Source organism: Paenibacillus sp. FSL R10-2796 (assembly GCF_037965315.1).
Lineage (GTDB): Bacteria > Bacillota > Bacilli > Paenibacillales > Paenibacillaceae > Paenibacillus_AQ > Paenibacillus_AQ odorifer.
The window spans coordinates 3325222-3350725 of sequence record NZ_CP150178.1; the positions used below are offsets into that span (position 1 = coordinate 3325222).

25 protein-coding genes are annotated in these 25504 nt (G+C 42.2%); 19 read left to right on the forward strand and 6 right to left on the reverse strand.

Annotated features, from left to right (window positions below):
- The first annotated feature begins 7 nt into the window (after nt 1-7).
- The 3 genes from NST58_RS15195 to NST58_RS15205 are packed head-to-tail and all read left to right on the forward strand — an operon-like array spanning nt 8 to nt 3224.
- Nucleotides 8-727, forward strand: coding sequence for an ABC transporter ATP-binding protein (locus NST58_RS15195; protein WP_076129325.1), 720 nt, complete (start codon nt 8-10; stop codon nt 725-727).
- A complete protein-coding gene (locus tag NST58_RS15200; protein WP_175623537.1) occupies nt 717-2105 on the forward strand; it encodes an ABC transporter permease in 1389 nt (462 codons plus the stop codon). Before NST58_RS15195 ends, NST58_RS15200 begins: the two co-directional genes overlap by 11 nt.
- A 30-nt stretch (nt 2106-2135) precedes the next feature.
- Nucleotides 2136-3224, forward strand: coding sequence for an efflux RND transporter periplasmic adaptor subunit (locus NST58_RS15205; protein WP_076194292.1), 1089 nt, complete (start codon nt 2136-2138; stop codon nt 3222-3224).
- Between the two features lie 19 nt (nt 3225-3243).
- Here the strand turns inward: NST58_RS15205 and nagZ are convergent, their stop codons facing one another.
- Nucleotides 3244-4539: a beta-N-acetylhexosaminidase gene (nagZ, locus tag NST58_RS15210; protein ID WP_339248614.1), complete on the reverse strand. Its 1296-nt coding sequence runs from the start codon at nt 4537-4539 to the stop codon at nt 3244-3246.
- A gap of 127 nt (nt 4540-4666) precedes the next feature.
- Between nagZ and NST58_RS15215 the strand changes: the two genes are divergently transcribed.
- A complete protein-coding gene (locus tag NST58_RS15215) occupies nt 4667-5170 on the forward strand; it encodes a ferritin (RefSeq protein WP_076129328.1) in 504 nt (167 codons plus the stop codon).
- 37 nt (nt 5171-5207) lie between these two features.
- On the opposite strand, the gene NST58_RS15220 is transcribed toward NST58_RS15215, so the two are convergent.
- Complete coding sequence (locus NST58_RS15220) at nt 5208-6566, reverse strand: PQQ-binding-like beta-propeller repeat protein (protein ID WP_076305060.1); 1359 nt, start codon at nt 6564-6566, stop codon at nt 5208-5210.
- 249 nt (nt 6567-6815) lie between these two features.
- Here NST58_RS15220 and NST58_RS15225 point away from each other — a divergent pair, with 249 nt between their 5' ends.
- The 9 genes from NST58_RS15225 to NST58_RS15265 all read left to right on the forward strand — a co-directional run bounded on the left by NST58_RS15225 (nt 6816) and on the right by NST58_RS15265 (nt 14981).
- Nucleotides 6816-7685: a cation diffusion facilitator family transporter gene (locus tag NST58_RS15225; RefSeq protein WP_076129330.1), complete on the forward strand. Its 870-nt coding sequence runs from the start codon at nt 6816-6818 to the stop codon at nt 7683-7685.
- Nucleotides 7686-7820: 135 nt separating this feature from the next.
- Complete coding sequence (locus tag NST58_RS15230; protein ID WP_051491008.1) at nt 7821-8231, forward strand: bacteriohemerythrin; 411 nt, start codon at nt 7821-7823, stop codon at nt 8229-8231.
- Between the two features lie 152 nt (nt 8232-8383).
- Nucleotides 8384-9577 (forward strand): metallophosphoesterase, encoded by a 1194-nt coding sequence (locus NST58_RS15235; RefSeq protein ID WP_076129331.1) that lies wholly within the window; start codon nt 8384-8386, stop codon nt 9575-9577.
- 140 nt (nt 9578-9717) lie between these two features.
- Complete coding sequence (locus NST58_RS15240) at nt 9718-10167, forward strand: MarR family transcriptional regulator (protein WP_339248618.1); 450 nt, start codon at nt 9718-9720, stop codon at nt 10165-10167.
- Between the two features lie 17 nt (nt 10168-10184).
- Nucleotides 10185-10991, forward strand: coding sequence for an NmrA family NAD(P)-binding protein (locus NST58_RS15245; RefSeq protein WP_339248619.1), 807 nt, complete (start codon nt 10185-10187; stop codon nt 10989-10991).
- Between the two features lie 71 nt (nt 10992-11062).
- The gene (locus tag NST58_RS15250) at nt 11063-11740 is read left to right on the forward strand and encodes a response regulator transcription factor (protein WP_076129334.1); all 678 of its coding nucleotides are present in this window, start codon (nt 11063-11065) and stop codon (nt 11738-11740) included.
- Complete coding sequence (locus tag NST58_RS15255; protein ID WP_076194281.1) at nt 11737-13113, forward strand: HAMP domain-containing sensor histidine kinase; 1377 nt, start codon at nt 11737-11739, stop codon at nt 13111-13113. Before NST58_RS15250 ends, NST58_RS15255 begins: the two co-directional genes overlap by 4 nt.
- A 69-nt stretch (nt 13114-13182) precedes the next feature.
- Complete coding sequence (locus tag NST58_RS15260) at nt 13183-14301, forward strand: ABC transporter permease (RefSeq protein WP_076194278.1); 1119 nt, start codon at nt 13183-13185, stop codon at nt 14299-14301.
- Nucleotides 14298-14981: an ABC transporter ATP-binding protein gene (locus tag NST58_RS15265; protein WP_076129337.1), complete on the forward strand. Its 684-nt coding sequence runs from the start codon at nt 14298-14300 to the stop codon at nt 14979-14981. Before NST58_RS15260 ends, NST58_RS15265 begins: the two co-directional genes overlap by 4 nt.
- Nucleotides 14982-15005: 24 nt before the next feature.
- On the opposite strand, the gene NST58_RS15270 is transcribed toward NST58_RS15265, so the two are convergent.
- Genes NST58_RS15270 through NST58_RS15285 form a run of 4 tightly spaced genes read right to left on the reverse strand, consistent with a single transcriptional unit; the run spans nt 15006 to nt 18150 of the window.
- The gene (locus NST58_RS15270) at nt 15006-15896 is read right to left on the reverse strand and encodes a LysR family transcriptional regulator (RefSeq protein ID WP_036678189.1); all 891 of its coding nucleotides are present in this window, start codon (nt 15894-15896) and stop codon (nt 15006-15008) included.
- 22 nt (nt 15897-15918) lie between these two features.
- Entirely contained in the window at nt 15919-16773 is an 855-nt protein-coding gene (locus NST58_RS15275) for an SDR family oxidoreductase (protein WP_339248620.1), read from the reverse strand.
- A gap of 34 nt (nt 16774-16807) precedes the next feature.
- Complete coding sequence (locus NST58_RS15280; protein WP_256718899.1) at nt 16808-17287, reverse strand: GNAT family N-acetyltransferase; 480 nt, start codon at nt 17285-17287, stop codon at nt 16808-16810.
- A 26-nt stretch (nt 17288-17313) separates the two neighbouring features.
- Complete coding sequence (locus tag NST58_RS15285) at nt 17314-18150, reverse strand: AraC family transcriptional regulator (protein ID WP_305953559.1); 837 nt, start codon at nt 18148-18150, stop codon at nt 17314-17316.
- Nucleotides 18151-18304: 154 nt separating this feature from the next.
- Between NST58_RS15285 and NST58_RS15290 the strand changes: the two genes are divergently transcribed.
- The 6 genes from NST58_RS15290 (at nt 18305) to NST58_RS15315 (ending at nt 25410) form a co-directional block, all read left to right on the forward strand.
- On the forward strand, nt 18305-19468 hold the full coding sequence (locus NST58_RS15290; protein ID WP_339248624.1) for a Gfo/Idh/MocA family oxidoreductase: 1164 nt from the start codon (nt 18305-18307) through the stop codon (nt 19466-19468).
- Nucleotides 19469-19493: 25 nt separating this feature from the next.
- The gene (locus NST58_RS15295; RefSeq protein ID WP_339248625.1) at nt 19494-20255 is read left to right on the forward strand and encodes a sugar phosphate isomerase/epimerase; all 762 of its coding nucleotides are present in this window, start codon (nt 19494-19496) and stop codon (nt 20253-20255) included.
- Between the two features lie 32 nt (nt 20256-20287).
- Entirely contained in the window at nt 20288-21376 is a 1089-nt protein-coding gene (locus tag NST58_RS15300) for a Gfo/Idh/MocA family oxidoreductase (RefSeq protein WP_076278977.1), read from the forward strand.
- A gap of 30 nt (nt 21377-21406) precedes the next feature.
- Nucleotides 21407-22408, forward strand: a complete 1002-nt coding sequence (locus tag NST58_RS15305; protein WP_076194274.1) for a Gfo/Idh/MocA family oxidoreductase — start codon at nt 21407-21409, stop codon at nt 22406-22408.
- A 236-nt stretch (nt 22409-22644) separates the two neighbouring features.
- The gene (locus NST58_RS15310; RefSeq protein WP_076129344.1) at nt 22645-23685 is read left to right on the forward strand and encodes a hypothetical protein; all 1041 of its coding nucleotides are present in this window, start codon (nt 22645-22647) and stop codon (nt 23683-23685) included.
- Between the two features lie 216 nt (nt 23686-23901).
- A complete protein-coding gene (locus NST58_RS15315; RefSeq protein ID WP_076129345.1) occupies nt 23902-25410 on the forward strand; it encodes a malate:quinone oxidoreductase in 1509 nt (502 codons plus the stop codon).
- The last annotated feature ends 94 nt before the right edge of the window (nt 25411-25504 follow it).

The following is a 25504-nucleotide window of genomic DNA, read 5'->3' on the forward strand; positions in this document are numbered from 1 at the left end:
AGCTCCAATGTTGCGAGTGGAAAATGTAACGCATTCTTATAAAAACGGTAATGAAACTACAGCAGTGCTTCATCAAATTGACTTTTCTGTGAAAGAGGGGGAGATGGTAGCACTGCTGGGGAGCTCGGGTTCCGGTAAGTCAACGATGCTCAATCTGATGGCAGGACTAATGAAACCTACGGAAGGCCATATTTATATTGCCGATCAAGATATCGTGAAGATGAGTGAGAATAAGCTATCGGAATTTCGCAGAAAAAATATCGGGTTTATCTTTCAAGCTTATGAGCTGATTACTAGCATGACAGTCCGTGAAAATGTAGAGCTGCCGCTGGTTTTTCAATCCGTTGCACCCTCTATACGTAAACAAAAAGCTTTAGAATTGTTGGAAGGAGTCGGCATTCCTGATAAAGCCGACTTGTTCCCTTCCCAGCTGTCTGGCGGACAGCAGCAGCGTGTTAGTATTGCACGCTCCTTGATTACGGAACCATCTGTTATCTTTGCAGATGAACCAACCGGAAACCTAGATTCGAAGACAGAAGAAGAAATTATCAATATCCTGCTTAACCTGAACAAGAAGATGAAGACTACCTTCATAGTTGTAACTCACGAGCTAAAAGTCGCGGAGCAAATGCAGCGGATATTCACGCTTCGGGACGGATATATGATTACTGAAAACCAAACTTCTTCGAATACTGAACTCGAAGGGGGTATACTCATTGAGGATTAGTGATATTTCCCGCTTGGCTTGGGAACAGGTCAAACGGCGGAAAGTTGTCACAGGTCTTTGTATGGCTGGCATATCCATTGGATGTGCTGCAATCATAGTTGCATTAAGTATAGGAGACTCCGCACAGAGCTACACGGAGCGGGAAATCAACCGCAATTTCAAAATGGATGAAATTACGGTGTCTCCCAACGGAGGTATACCCTCCCAAGGAGGAGGCAGCGGTGGCAGCGGATCGTCTGCGGCCAATGAAAAGCTTGATCCCGGCAGGCTGACAGCACAAAAGCTGGAGATTATTAAAGGCTTGCGGCATGTAACTGCAGCAGCACCCTTTCAAGAGCTAGGGTACATACAGATGTTGACTATCGATAATAAAATAACAGATGTACAGCTTATTGGAACGGATCTACGCTTGTTAACGAAATATGATAAGAAATTCAAACAAGGCGGAGCTTCTGATTTGGTAGGAATGGCTGTACTGAACTATGGTGCAACCGTTGGACTGATTGATAACGAAACTCGGCAGCGTCTTTTTGAACAACTGAGTACAGATCCATATAACAATAAGTTGATGGAACAGTACAACAGCTTAAGCATGCTTCCAACAGATATGTACAAGCAACAGGTTCAATTACAGTCTTTTGATCCCGCCTCTCAAACCGGAGGGATGTTAGTTAGCTCACCGATTCAAGTGGTGGGAATCCTCGACAACCCGAGTGGAACGAGCGAGGATATGGCTATGTACGACAAGAAGATCTATGTGTCACTAGAGACTGGCGAGCGGCTTGTAGAACAAATGAAGCTATCGAGTGGAACCGCTGGGCAAAAGGGTGTCTATAACTCAGCGATTGTAAAGGTAGACAGCACTGAGAATATCGTGGAACTAGAGAAGCTTATTCAGAAACTTACCTTAACAACAAGCACAAATTTGTATCAAAAAGAGGCACTCGCTGATACCTTCAGCATGGTCAAGAAAGCAGCTCTCGGTATAGGTGTATTTATTCTGATTATTGCTTCGATCTCCATTATCGTTGCGATGACTATGTCCACTCATCAACGACGACGGCAGATCGGTATTATGAAAGTGTTAGGCGCCAATATGGGCCAGATCCGCAATATGTTCATTACAGAAGCGGCATTGCTCGGGATGTTGGGCGGATTGCTCGGCATAGCCTTTTCATACTTGATTGTATTAGGAATTAATAAGCTCATCGGTAACTCTTCAGGAATGGGTGGAGGCGAGCCTTTGGTGATTTATATTCCTCTGATGACTCTTCCGGTAGGGATCGCATTTGCGGTAATGACAGGGGTATTATCGGGTATTTATCCGGCGATCAGTGCATCCAGAACGAATGCACTCACGGCGATTAAACGGGATTAGCTATTTTTAAGTTGAAAGGAAGCCAAAGTGATGAAGAGGAGAATCAAGTGGATTGTATTGGTACTGATTATAATTGCAGCAGGTTATTTTCTATATAGTAAGATGTATAAGCCTGAAGCGCAGTTAGAGCCTGTTGAACCCCCACAAGCCATAACTTTTGAGGTCACACAGGAGACCATTACCAATTCCATACAGGTTAAAGGTAATTCTAATTATGAGAAAGAAACGCTTGTTTATGCTCCATATGCTTCAAAGGTGACAAAGTGGAAGGTTGAGAACGGTGGACAGGTCAAAAAAGGTGATTTACTGTTTACTCTCGATCAGGAAGCCTTGAAGAATGAGATTGCTACACAAGAGGCGACCATCCGTAAAGCAAAGCTGGAAGCAGAGCTGAATGCATTTGTGAGCCAGCAAGACGAGGAGAATGCAGCCCTTGGTGCAACTGAAGCAGAACGGATTAAAGCACTCACAGCCCAAGAAGCAACACGGCTAGGGGACGAGCTTAATCAGGTCAATGCCGAAATACAAGCACGCGAATTAACAGAGAAAAAAGCCAAACTCAAAACAGCACTTTATTATGCTCCGGCAACCGGCATTTTCTTATTTGACAGTGCAAGCGAAATTCCGCAAACAGTGACAGATAATCAATATATCGGAAAAATAGTAGATATGAACAAGCTAGAATTCATTGCTCTTGTAGGTGAACAAGACGTCTTCCGTATAAAGACAGGCATGAAGGTCGACGTAAAAATGACAGCTATAAAAGATTTGAAGTTATCTGGAGAAGTTAAGAAGGTGGCGAAATTTGCAAAGACAGCTTCAGGTCAGAATGCTACTGCCAGTTCGGTTCCTCAATTCGAAGTGGTTATCACGCTGCAGCCTGACGAGCATTTGATCGGTGGCTTAAGCTTAAACGGAGAAATTGAAACAGTTCGCAAAGAAAATGCCACCGTTGTATCCAGCATAGCTGTAATGCATGAAGGAGACCTCTCCTACGTTATGCTGGATAAAGGGGACGGGCAATATGAACGAAAAGACATCGAAGTGGGTCTGGAAACTACGGACAAAACAGAGGTTCTCTCTGGGTTGAAGGTTGGAGATGTTGTTGTTCTTCAGTAACAATGACTAACGCTTAGATTTACTTCTCAATCGTTTGACGCCAAACGTTAATATCTTTATTAAGATCGGTAAGATCAGGAACCGGGATTTGCTCATCGGAAAGGTTATATTTGGCTTTTAAGGCTAAGATCCGATAGACGCTTTCATCAATCCGTGTTTCTTGAATCTTACCGTTTTTTACGTTTTGCAGGAGGGAGTCCATGACCCGTTTTTCATTATCATAGCCGTGAGCGACAAGGAGAATATCACTACCTGCATTCACAGTATCTACTGCTGCTGTAGTCAGATCGTAGTTCTTCATAATGGCTCCCATGGTTAGATCGTCTGTAATTACGATTCCTTGGTAGCCCATTTCATCTCGAAGCTGTTCACCAATAATGGTACGCGATAAGGATGCGGGTTTGTCTGGATCTAATTTTGGAAACAAAATATGAGCGACCATTACGGCGTCCGTCCCCTCTTTAATGGCTGCTTGGAAGGGGAGCCATTCTAAGTCGGCTAGCTGACCGGCTGTTTTGTTCACAATCGGCAGATCCAGATGGGAGTCGACAGAAGTATCTCCGTGTCCTGGGAAATGCTTGACAACAGGAACGACGCCTTCGCTCTCAATTCCCTTCATTTCGGCAATCCCTAGTTGAATGACTTGGCCAGCAGCATTGCCGAACGACCGGTCTCCGATGACTGGATTGTCTGGATTGCTATTGATATCGAGAACGGGAGCAAAGTTCATATTAAATCCGGCTGAACGTACTTCTCTTGCGAGCAGCTTTCCCATTTTCTCGGCAGCAGCGTCATTACTTGCACCCACTGTTCCGTTAGAAGGGAATGTAGCATATTCTTTAGGCATCCGGCTGACTTTTCCACCCTCCTGATCAACACTCATGAATAGTGGGGCAGGGTTACCAGTGTTACTCTTTTTCATAGAATTGATAAGACTGATCATCCCTTTCAGGCTTTTAATATTGTCCTTATAGAGGATGATTCCACCTATTTTGTCTTCGGTAATCATCTTTTTAGCTTGCTCATCAAGGACAGTTCCATCAATTCCAACTAGGAGCATTTGTCCGATTTTTTCTTCCAAAGTCATCTCAGCAACCTGAAGAGCAATTGGATCGCTGACTGCTGAGGGGGTGGGAGCCAAGCTGGTGGTTGGTGCAGGTGTGGATTGGGAGGTCGGTGAATCGGTAGCTTCGGACTGTGAATTACTGCTGCTATTAGAACAGCCAGCAATGAGGAACAGTGACACCATAGCTGCAATAATGAAGAGTGTACCGGAAATCTTAGGCTTTAGGCTGTGACGGGTGAATCTAATCATCTGAATAGTCGTCCTTTCGTTAGCTAAATTAGATATTGGGAGAGGAATCCTTGCTGACTTAGAAGCACGGTGATAAGATAAACTTAAATATTTACATATTAAATTTGAATAATGAGGTGACGGTCCAATGAAAGATGGATTAGTACAAGCACTTAATGAACAGATGAATTTCGAGTTTTATTCCGCTCATGTTTATCTAGCGATGGCTGCTTATTGTTCCGGCGAAAGTCTGGATGGATTTGCAAACTTTTTTCTAATTCAAGCCGAAGAAGAACGGTTCCATGCCATGAAGATTTATAAATTCCTTAACGACCGGGATAACCGTGCTACACTAGAAGCACTACCAGAGCCGAAGAACGAATATAACTCGATGTTAGATGCTTTTGAACATGCCTTCGCGCATGAACAGCAGAATACTAAACGGTTCTATCATTTGGCTGACCTTGCTCTGGATGAGCGTGAACATGCGACGATTTATTTCTTGAAATGGTTTATAGACGAGCAAGTAGAAGAAGAAGCACTTTTTAGCAACATCATCAGTAAACTGAAACGAATTGAAAAAGATAGCAACGCCTTCTACATGCTGGATGCCGAGTTTGCTGCACGTACTTTTACAGCTCCGGCTGAATAAGTTATTGAAGCCTAAAAGCCTGAGAAATCAGGCTTTTTTATTTTATAGATGTAGGAAGTTTAATCGCGAGCAGCTTATTATCCGTCCGAATCATCAGCATCCCTCCAGTTTTAAGGGAAGGGGCAAAGTTACGAGAGCCTGTGTTCACAGTGAAAATAGGCTTTAGAGTTAACATGTCATAAGCGTGAAATAGGCCATCAGATTGTCCACTATAAACCACGTTTCCGAACAGATCCGTCTGTACCACTGGATTCTCTCCAATATTGAGGTCGACAAGCTGGCCGGTTCCTAGCTTAAGTGCGGATAAAGTACCTTTATCTTGATTTTGAAATAACATTCTTTGTTGATAAACTTGGTTCAATGGAGAGTCTTTTTCTTTAACCATCGAGGTCCAGGTTTGCACCGGTTTACCCTCTGCAGAATAATTCCAGAAATCATATTTCACAAACTTACTGCCCTGAAAGATATAAAAGTCCTTTCCATCCAAAAACGCGTTTCCATTCATCCCATTATAACTGTACACACCATCTTTATTCTCGGTATCTGTCCATTTATATAAACGTTCTCCTTTTAATTCACCTGTCTTTATGTTGAACACGGATACTTTGACTTTTCGATTTACCGGGTCATCATCCATCATAAATGTATTCGTGATAGAGTAGAGGAGCCCATCCTTCACTGCTAACGGCATCCACTGCCGGGTCTGGTCCCATAGTTTTTTTCCTGTCAGACTGTCATAAGCGGCGAGTCCAGCAGTTGTTAAGGCCCCTTGAGACAGATAGCTGCGAATAACGACCCCATCTGATTCCATGACCTCTGATAAGCCTGTAAAGTTATTGCTTTTCTCTACAGCCTTCCATTTGATCTTTCCGGTTACGGCGTCAACTGCTGCTAATTGTTCCTCTTGAGTAACATAAATAGTAGATCCTAAACGCTGTATATTTGTAGCTTTGGGGAGTGTTATGGAAGCCGACCATGCTTTTTTACCTGCCTCATTAACGGCATATAGGGAGCCGCTTTGGGTTAGACCGTAGATAAATCCATTGCTGTACGTGAATAGCGGCGCTAATCCACTTCCGAACTCCCATATTTTTTTGCCTGTTGCCGCATTCATTGCGGTTAATTTTTCATTGCGCTGCAACGCAAAGATCTTCCCGTTTTCCGCGAGTGCTGTAATGTCCTGTCCGGTGATTCTGTCTTTTTTTAAAATGGCGAGTTGTGCTGACCAAACAGGTTTTAGGATCGGGGCTGTGACTTCACTGTAATAAGTGTTACTTAGGCTTACAATTGCTTTTTCTGCAGAAATGACTGACATTGATCCACTGTTTGTTATTGGAATTAAAATACTCCCTATAGCTAAACATGTAACAATTTTCTTCGGCAAAGACTGAATCATCACTCCACGCTCCTTTGAATTAGTCATTACTATAATTAGACAATAAAAATAGCAAAAAGTTACTATTCCAGAAGAATGGAAGCAAAGTTGAACGGGGGCAAACTATGTTGCGTTCTGCAAAACAGTTACGACCTTGCAACTCTATTTGACAGAGGGAACTATTGCGCCCCGTAGCAACACTGTTTCTCTAGACCCACCCGATTCTCAAAGTGTAGTATAGAACAATACTATTCTTTGGGGGTTCTTTTTTTGGAAACTTATAACGACATTAAACAAGGCGAAAAAGGAGCTTGGCTAAGCATCGTTGCTTATATCTTTTTATCAGCTATCAAGCTGTTCATAGGTACGGTCTCAGGATCTCAAGCGTTGCTTGCAGATGGATTGAATAACAGTACAGATATTATTGCTTCTATCGCGGTACTAATTGGCCTGAAGATTTCCAGAAGACCGCCGGATTCGAACCACAGCTACGGGCATTTTAGAGCGGAGACCGTGGCTTCATTAATTGCTTCATTCATTATGATTGCGGTAGGGCTTCAAGTTTTGTACCAAGCTGTGAACAAATTTATTCAACCAGCACTGGAAAGTCCTGATCTCATAGCGGCGTGGACGGCAGTGGGCTGTGCTGTAGTTATGATGGCTGTCTATATGTATAATATTAGGCTGGCCCGTGCCATTAACAGTAACGCAATGCGGGCAGTAGCACTGGATAATCGATCAGATGCTATAGTTAGCGTGGGCGCTTTTATCGGAATTGTGGCTTCCTCCTTGGGCGTTCCTTGGCTTGACCCGCTTACAGCCATCATTGTCGGACTAATCATCTGTAAGACGGCATGGGATATCTTTAGCAAAGCTACGCATGATCTGACGGACGGATTTGATGCGGAAGAGCTTGAACATATGAAAGAAACTGTGGCAGAAATTGATGGTGTACAATCCATAAAAGATATCAAAGCCCGTATCCATGGGAATAACGTATTAGTAGACACAACTGTGCTAGTGGATTCTCAGCTAAGTGTAGTGCAGAGTCATGATATTACGGAAGAAATTGAAGAACAGTTAAAAGACCGGCACCAAGTTTCCAATGTACTTGTACATATCGAACCCGTGATGAAGTAGAGATTTATCAGTAGGTGCCATATGTACAGCTAATGGTTGAATATAAGCACCTGTGATGTTGTTAATAGTTCTTTTGTGGAGAAAGGTGGAAAATAAAATTAAAATGTAATTTTCAAGAAACGGAATGGTGATTTCATGATCGCTTGGAAAGATTCATATGATATCGGTGTAGAAAAAATTGACTGCCAGCACAGACAGTTGTTAGCGAAATTGAACGAATTCTTTGAAGCATGCAGTAATCAGCAAGGGAAAGAAAAGATTGAGGAAACACTGAAATTCTTAAAAGAATACACGATTGAACATTTCAGTAATGAAGAGCAGCTGATGGAGGAGATCAACTTCCCTGAACTAGCTGAACATCGTCAGACACATGCTGATTTCGTGAAGGCAGTTCTCGAATTGGAAGAAACGGTCAAAACAAAGGGAGTATCCGTACTCTCAACCATCAAGCTTAATCGAACGTTAACAGACTGGCTGATAAATCACATCAATAAATGCGATAAGCTGATTGGTCAATGTATGGCCACACGTGATAAAGCGATATAAGATAAACCTCCAAAGAAGATGCCTATGGGCATTTTCTTTTTTAAGTTCCGATGTTTTCCGAACACCGCATTGCAGTTTATACTGGGTTAACGGTTTGTGTTATGATTTGAGATAAGAAGTAGAGAAGTAGTTAGGTAAAGGGGAGAGAAACGATGAAAACATTACGAATGTTAGCTTCAGGATTTGCTATGCTGCTCATTCTGGGTCTTGTTAATTTCTACATTGGCTATCACGGCTGGTTACTTATTCATGAATGGTTTTCAGGTGTTTCGTCAGCAGTATTCTGGACATTATTTATGCTGATCGCTTTTGCGTATGTCATTGGAATGATCCCATGGCCAAAATCGGTTAAACCGATCGCCAGATTCTTTAAAGTGATTGGATCGTATTATTTAGCGTGTATGGAATTTGCAATCATTATGTTACCTTTGGCAGACCTATTATATGTGATACTGGGATGGTCAGGAATCAATCGTACCTATTACATTGCAGAAGCGGGCGGGACAATTCTGATATTACTGGCAGTCTTTCTGGTCTGGGGTTCAATCAACGCCTGGAGTACCGTGATCCGCACACATTCCATACCTATTGATAAATCTATTGGCACCAGCACGCCATTAACGATCGCGGTTGCTTCAGACCTGCACTTAGGGAATATCGTGGGCAATCGTCATCTCAAAAAAATGGTGGCACAAATGAACGCGATGCAACCCGATGTGATTTTGCTGGCTGGAGATGTCTTGGATGACAGCATTGAACCTTTTATCCGCAATAGTATGAGTGAACAGATTAAACAGTTAAAAGCTCGTTATGGTGTCTACGCAGTACTGGGCAATCACGAATATTATGGTGGATCAATTAAGGAATATACCGATTTGATGAGTAGTATTGGGATCAAGGTCCTGCAAGATGAGGTTGAAGAAGTCGCAGGAACGTATATTGTAGGCCGAAAAGACAAGACAGCCGAGACGATGGAAGCTGGTGGCAGACAAAGTGTAAGCACCTTGCTCGAAGGACTTGATCTTACACGTCCTGTGATTATGATGGATCATCAGCCTACAGGCTTCGACGTAGCCGCTCAAGCTGGGGTAGACGTTCTACTCTCGGGTCATACACACCGAGGACAGATTGCTCCTAATCACTGGATCACTAAACGTTTGTTCGAGCTGGACTGGGGATATCTTCGTAAGGACAATTTGCATGTAGTCGTGTCGTCAGGTTATGGAACATGGGGACCCCCAATTCGTTTAGCAAGCCGGTCGGAGATCATTAAGCTGGAGGTTATGCTGGAGGGTTCTAAAAAATACAGTGAAGAGCCTGTTTCCACAAAAACGGTGTTAATCTAAAGTGAGTTTATATAGAGGCTGTTTCATCAGCAGATTTATCTGCTAGGTGAGGCAGCTTCTTTTTTTTGACAACTCATGAGGAGTGTAGTATGTTTAAAATTAGTTAAGGACTTAACTATATTGGAGCTGAATTATAGAATATGGATCATTTACAACAGTTTGTGCTGAATCAGCCATTGCATACCAAAGCATTTTTTACATTAGTTGAAGCTACTGCAAATTTAGTTTCTGTTTCTGAGAAATATTGGCAGTCGAAAGGATTGAATGGAGCAAGAATTCGTATCTTGGTGGAGATCTCTAAACAGGGAGGTGCGATTCTGCCTTCTACATTGGCTCACATTATTGGAGTTACCAAAGCTAATATAAGCATGCTGTTAACACCATTGGAGCGAGATGGATTAATAACCCGTTCGAATGATACCAAGGATGGCAGAAAAAGCGTCATTTCGATTACGACTGAAGGCCAGCAATTACTTCTGGAGCATCTTCCAGAGAATCGTCAGGCTGTCGCAGAGAGAATGAAGAATCTGAATGATCAGGAGCTTCATCAACTTATCTTTATATTGCAAAAACTGAGTACATTGGAATAACAGAAAGGGTGTTATGTATGTCGATTATGGTTACAGGAGCCACAGGTCAATTAGGCAGCTTAATTATGGAGAAGCTTGAGAAGTACGTTCCGGCTAGTCAAGTTATTGCTTGTGTTCGTCAGCCAGATAAAGCTGTTAATTTTTTAGAAAAAGGGTTCGAAGTCCGTTTTGCCGATTATGACCAGTTAGATACGCTGATTGAAGCTTTTACTGGGGTCACAACGTTACTTTTAATCTCCAGCTCTCATACCGATGATAAGATCAGATTACATCAGCATGCTCAGGTCATTCATGCAGCAAAAAAGGCCAATGTGAAGCATCTGCTTTATACTGGTTTTGCCTTTCCACCCAAAGGTCCGATTCCTTCTTATCATGTTCATTTACTAACTGAGCAGATGATTCTTGAATCAGGGATAGATTATACGTTTCTACGTAACGCTTTGTATATAGATTTTGTGGGTGTGCTTGGGTTGAAGGAAGCGATGGAAAGCGGTGAGCTACCCACTTATCCAGGGAACTGGCAGTTTAATTCAGTCACTCGTGAGGACCTCGCTTTAGCTACGGCAAAGGTTCTTACAACGAATGGACATATGAACCAAGTCTACGAACTAGCTGCACCCAACGTTTGGGACTTCAACGAATTAGTTGATGTATTATCAGAGTTATCAGGGAAAAAAATTACGTTTCGCCAGGATTCAAGTATTCAGCATTGGATTTATTCGTTTCTAGCGAAGATAGATACTGCTTCTACATCAAAAGATCTGGAGAGACTGATGGAGCGGCCGGTTACCACACTTAGAGAGAGTATTAAGCCTTTTGTTTGATCTGACTTTAGTTGTTCTATCGTTATAAAGTTGTTACTATGAGTTCATCCATTATTCAGGGAGTGTAAATGATGAAGAAGATTTTAGTAGCAGATGACGATGTGAATATTCGAACATTATTAAAACATGTACTAACAAGGGAAGGATATCAGGTGATGGAGGCCAGTGATGGCCGAGATGCGATACATAAATTGCAGGACAGTATTGCGGATTTAGCGGTCGTAGATGTAATGATGCCACATGTAGATGGGTTAGAGCTATGTCAGCATATTAGAGAAACGTATGATATTCCGATTATTTTATTGACAGCACGTCAGCAGCTGAGTGATAAAGAGCAAGGTTATTTGCGGGGGACGGATGATTATCTAACGAAACCTTTTGAGCCTGAAGAGTTGCTATTTCGGATCAAAGCGTTATTTCGCCGCTATTCCATTGCTTCAGATGATCGGATTCGATTAAATTCTCTAGTTATTGACCGCAAAAATTATGAAATAACCGATGGTGATGAGGTTCTGCTGCTACCGGTAAAAGAGTTTGAGCTTCTGGCTCAACTCGCACAATATCCAGGCAGGTTATATACACGTAGTGAGTTAATTGAACTGGTATGGGGCATGGATTATGAAGGGGATGAGCGAACAGTCGATGTACATATCAAACGTTTGCGTCAGCGCTTCGTAGATTATCAGGAAGATTTTGTGATCCGAACTGTTCGAGGCATTGGCTATAAATTGGAGATGGTTAACGTATGAGATCCTTGTATGTCCGGATGTGTATTGTCTTCTGTTCAGTAATTGTGGTGAGTAGCCTTCTTGGATTTTTGGTGTCTAATATTTACTATCAAGCCCAGATTAAATCTCAGAACGATGCCAAACTTACCGGAATGGCTATCGAGGTTCAACAATTCGCAGAATCACATCCGGAGACAATGGAGGATTATTTGCGGAGTATAGCCAAGCTGGGTTATAAAATCTATTTAACAGATGCTGAAGGGGAATCAAGATTCTACGGTAAGCCCTTTAGAAAAGAAGATTTGGATGAGCAGCAACTAGAGAAGGTTCTGAATGGGCAAATTTATCATGGGGTTGCGGATTTCCCGGACAGTGCATTTATTACCGGATTTTTTGATAATCAACTGCGTAATTCAATTGGTGTTCCTGTAAAAGTAAACAATGAGACGTATGCTTTGTTTATGCGTCCGGATGCTGAAGTACAATTCGGTGAGCTGCGCGTCTTTTTTGCTGTGATCATTGGGTTCACCGTGTTGTTTAGCTTAGGCTTTGTAATGATTAGCGTACTGCATGTAGTTAGACCTATTACACGTTTGACGACGGCCACTAAACGGATCTCAAAAGGCAGATACGATATCAAATTGAATACGTGGCGGCGTGATGAGATTGGTCAGTTAGCTTCCCATTTTATGATTATGAGCCGGGAGCTGGAACGAACAAATCGGGCACGTCAGGAATTTGTCGCTAATGTATCACATGAAATTGAGTCGCCATTAACATCAATTCAGGGATTTGCCCAAGCGTTACAAGATTCAACCTTACCTGAGGATGAACGGTTACAGTATCTCAATATCATTGACCAAGAAAGCCATCGTCTTTCATTGCTAAGCAAACAGCTGCTTACCTTGTCTTCGCTTGATTATGATCCTAATTCCATACAGAAAAAGTCGACAGACTTGCGTGCACAACTAAGACAGGTCGTACAAATCATGGAATGGAGATTAACAGAGAAACAACTGGCCGTGCGTTTGAATCTTGCAGATATCAGCGTTCTAGGTGATCCAAATCTATTGTTCCAGGTATGGATGAACCTGCTCTCCAACGCCATAAAATACACACCTGCTGAGGGTTCCATTATGATTTCCGCGAAGCTTGTGGAACAGAACTGTATTGTTTCTGTGTCTGATACGGGTGAAGGCATTTCAGCCGAGGAGTTACCGTTAATCTTTGATCGTTTCTATAAAGTAGATCGAGCACGAACACATGAAACCCATAGCAGCGGACTTGGACTTGCGATTTCTCAAAAAATCGTAGAAGCGCATAACGGAACCATTGAAGTAACCAGTACTTTGGGTGAAGGGACTACCTTTACAGTTACACTTCCGCTTTTGTAATTCATTATTCATACTCCGTTCATTTTCATCTTCTAAACTGTGACTATACAGATTAGAAGGAGTGGTAATATGTTTTTAGCCTTAAGGGAAATGCGACATTCTAAAGCCAGATACCTATTAATTATGGTTATCATGTTATTGGTTTCCTTTCTTGTACTTTTCGTCACGGGACTAGCCAGAGGATTAGCTTATGCAAATATCTCTGCAGTAGAGAACATGCCGGCGAATTATTTTGTAGTGCAAGGGGATGCGGATCAGACCTTTAGACGTTCTCAGTTAACAGATGCGGAGCTCCAGAATGTACGTGCAGTAGTTGGAGACAATAATGCATCTTCACTTGCAATGCAGATGAGCACTGTCACTGCTAACGAGGCAGACGTAAAAGCAGATATTACTTTTTTTGCAGTAGATATGAATGGGTTATTAGCTCCTAAAGTAGTTGAAGGTGACAAGATTACGAATGAGACAAACGGTAAAGTCCTTGTTGATCGTGACCTGGAACAGTCAGGAATTAAACTTGGCAGTATCATTCGTGATCAGGCGACCGGGATGGAATTTACTGTCGCAGGTTTTGTTGAGGATAGCTCTTACAGCCATACCCCAGTAGTTTATATCAACAATCAGGATTGGCAAGCTATGAAGCAGGGGGTTAACCAAGGAGAAGAAACCTCTTCGTCGGTACCGTTTAATGTGATTGCCCTTAATGCGAATGCTGATCAAGTAAATAAGATTTCAACGAATGTAAAAGATGTAGAGGTCATTACTCAAAAAGTAGCTATATCCAATGTTCCGGGCTACTCGGCAGAGCAGGGTTCTCTGCTAATGATGATTGTTTTCCTGTTTGTGATCGCAGCGTTTGTTCTGGCAGTATTCTTCTATGTCATTACGATTCAGAAAACTAGCCAGTTTGGTATTCTGAAGGCGATGGGTACCAAAATGTCTTACTTGGCTTGGAGTGTGGTAGGGCAGGTTATGATTTTAGCTATTTCAAGTCTTTGCATTAGCCTACTGCTTACCTTTGGGATGAATAAGGTTTTGCCTGATTCGATGCCATTCCAACTGGAGCCTTCCACCATTCTTTTAACCAGCTGTTTATTCGTTGGGATGTCTCTTTTAGGATCACTAATTTCTGTCGCTAAAGTGGCAAAAGTAGATGCATTAGAAGCTATTGGGAGGGCTGGAGCATGAGTGCAAAACTAATCATGAAGCAAGTAACCAAAAACTACGGTGATGGCGATACAACGGTGTCAGTGCTGAACAATTTGAATCTGATCGTTAATGAAGGGGAATTCGTTGCTGTCCTTGGACCTTCGGGAACAGGGAAAAGTACATTCCTTTCAGCAGCTGGTGCACTTCTAACACCTACTAGCGGTGAGATTTTTATAGATGGAGAATCACTTACAGATAAAAGTAAAAGTGAGCTGACAGAGCTCCGTTTAGAGAAGATAGGTTTTATGTTCCAAAGCGCTCAGTTGTTGCCTTATTTGAAGGTGGAGGAGCAGCTCCTTTTTGTAGCCAAGCAAGCGAAAATGAGTGCTAAGGAAGCGAAGGAACGGGCTGCTGATTTGATGAAGCGGCTGGATATCTGGAAACGGCGTAATCATTATCCGGAACAGCTCTCCGGTGGGGAGAAGCAGCGTGTAGCTATCGCTAGAGCATGGATGAATAAACCAGCGATTCTTTTTGCAGATGAACCGACAGCCAGTCTGGACTTCAAACGCGGAAGAGAAGTTGTACGCATGATCGCTGATGAGGTGAAGAGTGAAGGTAAAGCAGCGGTAATGGTCACTCATGATGAACGGATGCTCGAATGGTGTGACCGCGTTCTGCATCTGGAAGACGGGCATTTGGTTGAACATCAAGTATAATTTCATAGTGTGGAAGAAAAAAAGCTACTTGTCTTTTCTAAAGACAAGTAGCTTTTTTATAAAGACATCGGTAGCTAAGGAAGAAGAACATTCTTGATGTCGGATGATTGAGAATTGCCTTTCCAGATGATGTTGCCTGATTGGCAGCTCTTTGATCTCACCGCTTTCTAGTTCCTTCCGTACAATCCATCTGGAGAGCATGGCGATTCCGAGGCCAGAGGCCACAGCTTCTTTAACACCTTGAGAGCTGTTGAAGACATAGGATCTTTTAACAGATATATCTTCCTCCTGTAGGAAATGATCACTGAAAGCTCGTGTGCCCGAGCCATGCTCGCGAAGCACCCAAACCTGATCCTGCAACATGCTCTGCTCCACAGAAATCGCTTTTGACAGAGGGTGGGTAGCAGGAGCGACCATAATCATCTCGTCTTTCATATAAGGAGTGACATTCAGATCATTCTCATGGACCTCACCTTCAATAAACCCTATGTCCAGTTCGTTGGATTTAACGCCTCCAATAATCTCCTCAGTATTACCTATCGTCACTTGCAGCTTGACCTGCGGATATTGATTGGCAAAATCAGCAAGTCTTGCCGGCAAAATATATTCACCTATAGTAAAACTAGCGCCGATATGTATACTCCCAGTGACTTCGTCCTGAAGCATATGGATTTCCTGGCTTGCTTCATCGAAATGAGCCAATATTTGTTTGGCGTGTTTATAAAGAATACTGCCGGCTTCTGTTAATCTAACCTGTTTAGAAGAACGATGCAGGAGTTTAGCACCGAGCTCATTCTCAAGATTCCGGATATGCAGACTGACACCGGGTTGAGATAAATTCAGCGCTTCTCCTGCTTTGGAAAAATGACTCAGTTCAGCTACAGTAACGAATACGCGTAATGGATCTACAATCATTGTAATCCCTCATTAGATTAGTCTATACTCCCGAATAAGCCAAGAATCCACCGTCAACGGGGACGGTAACTCCGGTCACAAAGCTTGACATTGCTTCATCTGCTAACCAGAGTAGTGTGCCAAGCAGATCCTCCGGCTGTCCAAAGCGGCGCATTGGAGTATGAGAGATGATTTTTTGGGAACGGTCTGTAAGCTCGCCATCTTCACGAACCAACAGCTTCTCATTTTGTTTAGTAAGGAAAAAGCCAGGGGCAATGGCATTCACACGTATACCAGACTCAGCGAAATGAACGGAGAGCCACTGGGTGAGATTATTAATTCCTGCTTTGGCAGCGCTGTAGGCAGGTACTTTGGTCATTGGAGAAGGTGCACTCATGGATGAAATATTAATAACAGATGTGCCCGTTCTGCCGAGCATCTGCTTGGCAAAAACTTGGGTTGGGATCAATGTTCCAATCAGATTAAGGTCCATCACATTGCGAAATCCATCTACACTAAGGTCAAAAAAAGTAAATATGTCCGGGTTCTCCAGATCATCATTTTTGAAAATCTCTTGGGTCGTATTTGCTGAGGAATCATTTCCGCCAGCACCGTTAATTAATAGATCGCAAGGACCCCAGTGATTCTTAACAGCTTCTGCGGCTTTCATAACACTCTGTTGATCTGTAACATCACAGGAGAGTGAAATCGCTTGACCGCCTGCGGCTGTAATTTCAGCGGCAACCAAATCTCCCTTAGCTGCGGTGCGATTTAGAATCGCGACTTTAGCTCCTTGCCGACCTAACTCTAGCGCCATAACCCGGCATAATACACCGGCTCCTCCGGTAATCACAGCGATTTTTCCTTCTAATGCTGGATGCAAATTTAATTCTAGCATAACCATTGAACCTCCCTAAAAGTCCTGAGTGTGATTAAAGTTCCTTATCAAGTACATGCTGTGATTTTTTTTGCGAAAATCCTATATGATTATAGAACTGTACAGCATCTTCTCTGGTTTGATTGGTACGTACTCTAATTTTGCTAAACCCTGTTTGGATTGCCCATCGTTCACAGGTTTCTACAAGCTGTCTGCCAATTCCTTCTCCGCGGCAAGTCTGATCAACAACAAGACCTCCGATTTCAATAAATGAAGGAGATTCAAGTAAGATTCGAACGGTCGCATGTATCCATCCTACCAATTGGTGATTTGATTCAGCTACATATACAGTATGATCTTTGTGTGTTCCGATTTCTTGTAGTCTTTCTCCTAATTGTTCGATATTCAAAGGATATCCAAGCTGGCTTGAGAGTCTTGCTATCTCTTGAATGTCGCTTATAGATGCTGTTCTGATAAGAATATCGTTCACCACCTCAAAATTGTAGGTTAGAGCCTTTTTATTATAGTTCAACACATAGATTAGGACATTCCCTAATAAATTTACTTAGTGCTGTTACGATAGGCAGAAGGGGAGATTCCTATTGTCTTTTTGAAATATTTAGAGAAATGGGCTAATTCCATACTTACTTGCTCCGCGATATCTGAAATGCTGAAATTGCTATAAGAAAGCTGTCTTTTAGCATGCTCCATTCTTTTCAATTGTACATAATGCATGGGGGGAACCCCTATAAATTTCTTGAAGTAGGGGATGAAATAGTTCGGATGTAAGTGGACAATTTCTGCTAACTCTTCTATTTCTATGGGTTTATCCAGCCGCTCATCAATATATTGAAGCACATAGGCGAGCTTTCCTTGATCCCCCGTATGTATAAATTCTTGCATAAAGTCTGTTTTGATATTCTCGTTCGATTCAAGACAAGTAGCAATTAGATTGAGGACGTTCGCCTGAGTACGCAGAATGGACAATACATCATCTTTTTGAAACTGTTCGATCATTTCTGTGAAAATAACCCGTACGGAATCTGGGTTGGGCGCATCACAGATAAACAGTTTGTTTGCCGAATGGAATAAGGGCCACTCCCCAATATCAGCATCAAAATGGCAGAAATAGCGTGTATAGGGATCATTCATTGACGTCTCTGTAGTTTGAGTGCTTCCTGCGGGCATGATCATTAGCTGACCTGCTCTCGGATAATAAGTAACACCGTTAATGATAACTTTTCCCTCACCGCGGTCAATAAAATACAGCCGATTAAAGGTTGGAGTTTCCAACGTACGATTCCACCCGCTATATCCGCTTCTAAGTTGGGCATGGGTCACTTTTACGGTAAGATTCTGGAGGAATCTGCCGGTAAGGTTACCTGGATTATTCATCATCTAGCTCCTCTATGACTTGATTATCCTTATTATAACGAATTAATTTAACTAAATCATCTTATTATTGTGCAAATAATGCTTAGTTTCGCTCATGTTCATGTCTATTAATTAAGTATATTCTCATAACATAACCTCAAATAGGGAAGTGATCTGATTGAATAAAGTACGGTATGGCATTATTGGAATTGGGAATATGGGGAGTGCACATGCACAAAGTCTGTTGAATCATATTAAAGATGCTGAGCTTGCAGCTGTATGTGATGTAAGGGAAGAACGTTTGAAATGGGCAGAAGAGCATTTACCGGAAAGTGTACAGAAATTTGCAACACCCCAAGAGTTATATGAGTCTCATCTCATAGATGTAGTATTAATCTGTACTCCACATTATGATCATCCAACTTTAGCTATCGAGGCTTTTCAATATGGCTATCATGTATTGGTAGAGAAACCGGCTGGGGTCTATACCAAAGCTGTTAAGCAGATGAACGAAGCTGCAGCAAAGTCTGATCGTAAATTCGGAATCATGTATAACCAGCGGACGAATCCTTTGTATCAAAAGCTTAGGGATCTCATACAGTCTGGTGAACTAGGCGAAATCCGCCGCACAAATTGGATTATCACCAACTGGTACAGATCACAAAGTTACTATAACTCCGGTGGTTGGCGGGCTACATGGGCAGGCGAAGGTGGTGGGGTGCTGCTGAATCAAGATCCTCATCAACTAGATTTATGGCAGTGGACGACAGGTATGATGCCTAAGCGGATCAGAGCGTTTTGTCATTTTGGTAAATATCGCAATATTGAGGTTGAAGATGATGTAACCGCTTATGTGGAATATGAAAATGGTGCGACAGGGCTTTTTATCACCACAACAGGTGAAGCACCGGGAACTAACCGTTTCGAAATTACTGGTGATCATGGAAAAATCGTAGTGGAAGACGGGAAATTAACCTTTTGGCGTCTACGCACGCCGGAGCCGCAATTCAATGCAGAGTTTACGGGAGGATTCGGCAGTCCAGAATGTTGGAAATGTGAGATTCCTGTAGAAGAGGGTGGCGGGGAACAGCATAAAGGAATTTTGCGTAACTTTACGAATGCCATTCTACACGATGAGAAATTGTTAGCTCCGGGTAAGGAAGGCATTCACGGTCTAACGCTATCTAATGGGATGTATTTATCGGCTTGGACCGACGATTGGGTGGAGTTACCGATTGATGAAGATTTATTTTATGAGAAGCTCATGGAAAAGGTGGAGAATTCTAACTTCAACAAAGAAACCACAGCCGCCCAAACCTTTGATGTTAAGGGAACTCATTAAATTTTAATCAGAGAGGAAAGATCATATGAATCGTTCAACCATTGCTGCTCAAATGTACACATTACGTGATTTTACTAAAACTGCGGAGGATTTAAGATCTACTTTTCAAAAGGTCTCTGCTATGGGTTATGAAGCTATTCAGATTTCAGGCATCGGACCAATCGATCCGAAGCTCGTAAAAGAGTATGCAGATAAAGCAGGACTGGCAATATGTGCAACCCATGTGTCTTGGGATCGGCTAGTGAACGATTTAGATGCTTTAGCCGCTGAACATAAGCTGTGGAACTGCAAAAATATTGGACTAGGAAGTTTACCGGAAAAATTCCGTACGGTGCAAGAAGGTTACCGTGAATTCGCCAAGCTGATGTCGGGCATTGCAGTTACACTAAAAGAACAACATGATCTGCAATTTGTTTATCATAATCACGATTTTGAATTTGAACGGTTTGATGGATTGACTGGCATGGAAATTCTGCTCACTGAGTCTGATCCTGCCGTTGGTTTTGAGCTGGATTTATATTGGGTTCAAGCGGGCGGAGGGAGTCCAGCCGAATGGATACGCAAAGTTGCAGGTCGAATGCAGGTAGTGCATTTAAAAGATATGGCGATTGTTAATAGAAAACAGATCTTTGCTGAAATCGGTGAAGGGAATATGAACTATAAAGAAATTATCAATGTCTGTCGCGAAACGGGTGTTGAATGGTTCGTAGTGGAGCAGGATGTTTGCCGCCGTGATCCTTTTGAAAGCTTGGAGATCAGTCTGCGGTATCTTCTTAATACCTTATAGAATGGAGTAATACTAATAGAAGGAGGGTTTCTATGAATCGAAAAAATGGGATGACCTATGCACCAACGTATGAATCCAAACCCGTAGTGAAGGCGGGGGAATTCATCATTGCCGCTATTGCCCTAGATCACGGTCATATTTACGGGATGTGTAACGGACTGGTTGAGGCAGGGGCAGAGCTGAAATGGGTATATGATCCGGACGAGGAAAAGGTCAGAAATTTTATTAGTAAATATCCCGGTGTCAAAGCTGCCGGATCAATGGAAGAAGTTCTGGAAGATCCCGAAGTACAATTAATTGCAGCGGCCGCAATTCCATCTGAACGAGGACCTTTAGGCAATAGAGTAATGGCTCACGGTAAGGACTATTTTACGGATAAAGCCCCTTTTACGACCCTGGAACAGCTTGAATCCGCTAGAGCAATGGCAGCTGCAACCAATAAGAAATATATGGTCTACTATAGTGAACGCCTTCACGTTGAAAGCGCTATCTATGCGGGGCAGCTGATTCAACAAGGCGCTATTGGCCGTGTCCTGCAAGTCATTGGATTAGGGCCACATCGTCTAAATGCTCCTAACCGGCCGGAATGGTTTTTCCAAAGGGAGAAATATGGTGGGATTCTATGTGACATAGGCAGTCATCAAATAGAACAATTTTTATATTATGCAGATTGTCAGGATGCTTCGGTTATTCATAGTAAAGTGGCCAATTACAATCATCCGACTTATCCCGAATTAGAGGATTTTGGTGATGCTACTCTTGTAGGGGACAATGGGGCAACACAATATTTTCGCGTGGATTGGTTTACCCCTGATGGGCTGGGCACTTGGGGAGACGGGCGCACGATGATTATGGGGACTGAAGGATACATTGAACTGCGTAAATATACTGATATAAGTCGTTCAAATACACCGGATCATGTGTACTGGGTCAATGGGGAAGGGGAACATTATGAGCATGTAGCAGGGAAGGTTGGTTTTCCTTTCTTTGGTGAGCTAATCCTTGACTGTCTGAATCGGACAGAGCTGGCGATGACACAGACCCATGTGTTCAAAGCTGCCGAGCTATGTCTGAAGGCTCAAGAGCAAGCGATCAATCTAACCCCAGCAATACTCAGATAACGATGGAATGATGAACGGAGGGTAATATAGATGAAAGAACTTGGAGCAGCCATTATTGGATGCGGAGCCATTTTCCCTCTTCATGCAAAAACATTAACAGGCATCGATGGTGTGAGACTACTTGCGGTTGCAGATATTGATGCTGATAAAGCATTGCAGACGTCTAATGAATATGATTGCCAAGCCACTAATGATTATAGAGAAATTTTAAAGGATGACCGTATTCATGTTGTACATCTCTGTACGCCTCATTATTTACATGCAGAGATGGCTACGGAGTTGTTACAAGCAGGAAAACATGTCCTTACCGAAAAGCCTATGGCGGCAGATCTTCCTTCAGCCAGACGAATACTTGAAGCCGCACAGCAAAGCACAGGTCAGCTTGGTGTGGTGTTTCAGAACCGTTATAATGATGCCTCGATGTATATTAAGCAGGTGATTGACTCAGGAATATATGGGAAGCTGCTCTGTATGAAAGGAATCGTGACCTGGCACCGTAGCGAAAGTTATTATAGCGATAGTAACTGGAGAGGACGCTGGTCTACGGAAGGTGGAGGTCTGCTAATTAACCAAACCATTCATACACTGGATTTACTTCAGTGGTTTGGTGGAGAGGTGGCATCGGTGAAAGGGAGTATTACCACGGATGTGCTAAATGGGGTCATAGAGGTAGAAGATACCGCCCATGCCTGCATCGATTTCACTAGTAATGTCAGAGGGCTTTTTTATGGTACAAATACCTATCTGGAGAATTCTCCAGTGGAGCTGGAGCTAGTTTTTGAAAAGGGTACTATCAACCTCCGCAGAGATCATTTATATCTTTGGAAGGATGGAAAGGAAACCTTGCTGTGCGAGCCTAGTTTCAGTGCCACGGAAGGTAAATCCTATTGGGGCACCGGGCATAAGAGACTGATTGAGGACTTCTATGAGCATGTCGCCAGGGGTCAAAAGTTTTGGTTGGATGGTGCTGAAGGGATAAAAGCGCTGGAGTTGGTGGCGGGGATTTATAGTTCATCGCAGAAGGCTGAATAAATGATAAATAAGCTGTATCAAAAGTAGAGTAATCTACGAATGATACAGCTTATTGTATTTTAATGTAAAACACTTGTACTCAATCCTCCTAAATCAACGAAACTCTAAATAACCTGTAACCTTCCTTGGTAGCTTGTCCATGGGGGTGATTTATGTAATTATGTTCTTGGGTAAGTAATTCGTAGATTTACAATAAATATACACTGATGATTAACGGCAAGTAGGAGGGATTAGGAATGAGTGTTACATGGAAAAGAAGGATTCTGATCAATGATCCTATTTCACTAGATCCAGTTCAGATTCAGCAAGACTTGTACAGCGGCAACCAAGTTATTGTCCAGTTCTCTGATCCATCGACCTATGGTTCGATTCTGGATGAAGTAAATGAGCTTTGCGCGCGTTTTGATGAAAATTTTGGAGTGCGTTTTTATGGCCACTATTCTGTATCCTTTGATTGTGAGACACTCCTGCAGATTCCAAATGTTAAAATGCTGCTGCTGAATTGTCTTCACCAGGCACATAACACGAACGTATTGGCTAAGCTGAATAACCTGTATAGTCTGAGCGTGGGGATATATGAGCTTGAAAATCCGGAAATTCTGAGTATAGATACGTTACGGTCTCTAAGTATTTTAAATATTAGCTCGGAGAAAAAGATGCTTAATCTGGAATACCTAAAAGAATTCTCCCGTTTAGAACAGTTGCATGTTATAGGTAAGGTTAAAAACCTTGATGCTATTGGAGATCTGGAGGATCTTACCTATCTCGCGCTGCACTCCATCAGCAACAAACCCTTACATTTTATTAATCGGCTAAAGAAATTGAAAGACCTACGTATTTTACTTGGAGGCAGAGAACATATTCAGGACATCGAAGAAAATGAAATCGAGAGCCTGGAAATTTGTAGAGTCCGTGGCTTTCATGACCTGAGTAATATTTCGGTTTTTCGTGCGTTAAAAAAGCTTGTGATTGAAGATCAAATCCAGCTACGTGAGATTAACTTTGATCAGCAGATGAAGGCACTGGAAGAGCTAACGATTATGAATTGCAAAACATTGGCTCATTTGACGGGAATGGAGCAATTACCTTTTCTGCATAAGCTTCGTATTTTCAAAACGGCGATCGATTTTGATTCATTTATAGAACAAGAGCTTCCAATCGGCTTAACCACAATAGAGTTTGCAACTTTTAAAAGAAAAGTAGATCAGGAAATTCAAAAAACAATAGTGGGGTTGGGCTATCAAAACGGAATTGTCTACAATGAGAACAGGGCATGATGCAGCCTTTTTTTGTTCCTTAAATCTTGAGGACTTATTTCTATCTTTTTTACAAGCTTTTAAATATTTTATTTTTTTCATATAATAGTAGATATTAAATTTATAAATAATTGTATTACACCATGATAAGGTTATAATTGATACAGAAAAGGTGTGACGCCTAAGAAGGAGCGCCCACATCCTTTCTGCAAAATTCAGGGGATAAGGATGGTAATAATGGGCAAAAGTGCAACTGATACAGACGTCATTTTAATTGGTGCCGGAATCATGAGTGCGACTTTAGGAACACTTTTGAAGGAATTAGTACCGGAATGGAAAATTAAAGTATTTGAAAAGCTTGAGAAAGCAGGGGAAGAAAGCTCTAATGAATGGAATAATGCAGGAACCGGACATGCGGCGCTCTGTGAGCTTAATTATACTGTTGAAAAGCCAGACGGATCTATAGATATTAGCAAAGCTATTCAGATTAATGAACAGTTTCAGCTTTCGATGCAATTTTGGTCTTATCTTGTAAATCGCAAGCTGATACATACTCCCCAGGACTTTATTATGCCGTTACCTCATATGAGTTTGGTGCAAGGGGAGAAGGATATAGCTTTTTTAAAGAAAAGATTTGAAGCGCTCTCAAAAAATCCTTTATTCCAAGGGATGGAATTTTCCGCTGACTCTAAAAAACTGATGGAATGGATTCCGCTTATTATACAAAATCGTCCTGCGAATGAATCCATTGCGGCTACAAAAATTGACTCTGGAACGGATGTTAACTTTGGTGCTTTAACGCGTATCTTATTTGAGCATTTAAAGAGTAAAAACGTCGATCTTCACTACAAACATAGTGTCAATAGTATGAAACGCAATAGTGCTGGCTTATGGGATCTAAAAATCAGAAATGCCAGCGGTAACATCGAACAACATACAGCGAAATTTGTGTTTATTGGTGGCGGGGGAGGAAGCCTGCACTTACTGCAGAAATCCGGTATTCCTGAAGGAAAACATATTGGAGGATTCCCAGTAAGTGGTATTTTTATGGTGTGTAATAATCCGGAAGTTATTGCGCAGCATCATGCCAAAGTATACGGCAAAGCTAAAGTTGGAGCCCCTCCAATGTCCGTACCGCACTTAGACACAAGATTTATCGACAATAAAAAATCGCTTCTATTTGGGCCATTTGCCGGCTTCTCACCTAAATTCTTAAAAACGGGCTCAATGTTTGATTTAATAACTTCTGTAAAACCGGATAACCTCATAACAATGCTGTCGGCAGGTGCTAAAAACATGTCATTAACAAAATACCTGATCGAACAAGTGCTGTTATCGAAAGAAAAACGTCTGGAAGAACTGAAAGAGTTTATCCCCAATGCCAAAATTGAAGATTGGGATCTTGTTGTAGCTGGTCAGCGTGTGCAAGTTATCAAAGATACAGAAGCTGGCAAAGGCACACTTCAATTTGGTACGGAGGTTATTAGTGCCGCTGATGGTTCGGTCGCAGCATTGTTAGGGGCTTCCCCTGGAGCTTCTACGGCTGTTCACGTGATGCTTGAAGTGCTTAACAAATGTTTCCCTCAATATATAAAAGAATGGGAACCCAAAATAAAAGAAATGATTCCTTCTTATGGCTTGTCACTAATGGATAATCCCGTGCTTCTGCAGAAAATTCACACTACAACAGCAGATACACTGGGTTTAGGTGGAAAAGAACATGTTTTTAATCAAAAGGTGTTTTAGTAATAAAAGAGCTGCCGAGAGGCAGTTTTTTTTTTGCTCAAATCTGAACTATTGACACAAAAGTGTATTACACGTATAGTACATAAATGAGATG

Bases quoted from the DNA above. Each gene is read 5' to 3' on its own strand.
- NST58_RS15195 (WP_076129325.1), top strand. From the start codon at position 8: ATGTTGCGAGTGGAAAATGTAACGCATTCTTATAAAAACGGTAATGAA.
- NST58_RS15205 (WP_076194292.1), top strand. From the start codon at position 2,136: ATGAAGAGGAGAATCAAGTGGATTGTATTGGTACTGATTATAATTGCA.
- nagZ (WP_339248614.1), bottom strand. From the start codon at position 4,539: ATGATTAGATTCACCCGTCACAGCCTAAAGCCTAAGATTTCCGGTACA.
- NST58_RS15215 (WP_076129328.1), top strand. From the start codon at position 4,667: ATGAAAGATGGATTAGTACAAGCACTTAATGAACAGATGAATTTCGAG.
- NST58_RS15220 (WP_076305060.1), bottom strand. From the start codon at position 6,566: ATGATTCAGTCTTTGCCGAAGAAAATTGTTACATGTTTAGCTATAGGG.
- NST58_RS15230 (WP_051491008.1), top strand. From the start codon at position 7,821: ATGATCGCTTGGAAAGATTCATATGATATCGGTGTAGAAAAAATTGAC.
- NST58_RS15235 (WP_076129331.1), top strand. From the start codon at position 8,384: ATGAAAACATTACGAATGTTAGCTTCAGGATTTGCTATGCTGCTCATT.
- NST58_RS15240 (WP_339248618.1), top strand. From the start codon at position 9,718: ATGGATCATTTACAACAGTTTGTGCTGAATCAGCCATTGCATACCAAA.
- NST58_RS15245 (WP_339248619.1), top strand. From the start codon at position 10,185: ATGTCGATTATGGTTACAGGAGCCACAGGTCAATTAGGCAGCTTAATT.
- NST58_RS15250 (WP_076129334.1), top strand. From the start codon at position 11,063: ATGAAGAAGATTTTAGTAGCAGATGACGATGTGAATATTCGAACATTA.
- NST58_RS15255 (WP_076194281.1), top strand. From the start codon at position 11,737: ATGAGATCCTTGTATGTCCGGATGTGTATTGTCTTCTGTTCAGTAATT.
- NST58_RS15260 (WP_076194278.1), top strand. From the start codon at position 13,183: ATGTTTTTAGCCTTAAGGGAAATGCGACATTCTAAAGCCAGATACCTA.
- NST58_RS15265 (WP_076129337.1), top strand. From the start codon at position 14,298: ATGAGTGCAAAACTAATCATGAAGCAAGTAACCAAAAACTACGGTGAT.
- NST58_RS15270 (WP_036678189.1), bottom strand. From the start codon at position 15,896: ATGATTGTAGATCCATTACGCGTATTCGTTACTGTAGCTGAACTGAGT.
- NST58_RS15275 (WP_339248620.1), bottom strand. From the start codon at position 16,773: ATGCTAGAATTAAATTTGCATCCAGCATTAGAAGGAAAAATCGCTGTG.
- NST58_RS15285 (WP_305953559.1), bottom strand. From the start codon at position 18,150: ATGATGAATAATCCAGGTAACCTTACCGGCAGATTCCTCCAGAATCTT.
- NST58_RS15295 (WP_339248625.1), top strand. From the start codon at position 19,494: ATGAATCGTTCAACCATTGCTGCTCAAATGTACACATTACGTGATTTT.
- NST58_RS15300 (WP_076278977.1), top strand. From the start codon at position 20,288: ATGAATCGAAAAAATGGGATGACCTATGCACCAACGTATGAATCCAAA.
- NST58_RS15305 (WP_076194274.1), top strand. From the start codon at position 21,407: ATGAAAGAACTTGGAGCAGCCATTATTGGATGCGGAGCCATTTTCCCT.
- NST58_RS15310 (WP_076129344.1), top strand. From the start codon at position 22,645: ATGAGTGTTACATGGAAAAGAAGGATTCTGATCAATGATCCTATTTCA.
- NST58_RS15315 (WP_076129345.1), top strand. From the start codon at position 23,902: ATGGGCAAAAGTGCAACTGATACAGACGTCATTTTAATTGGTGCCGGA.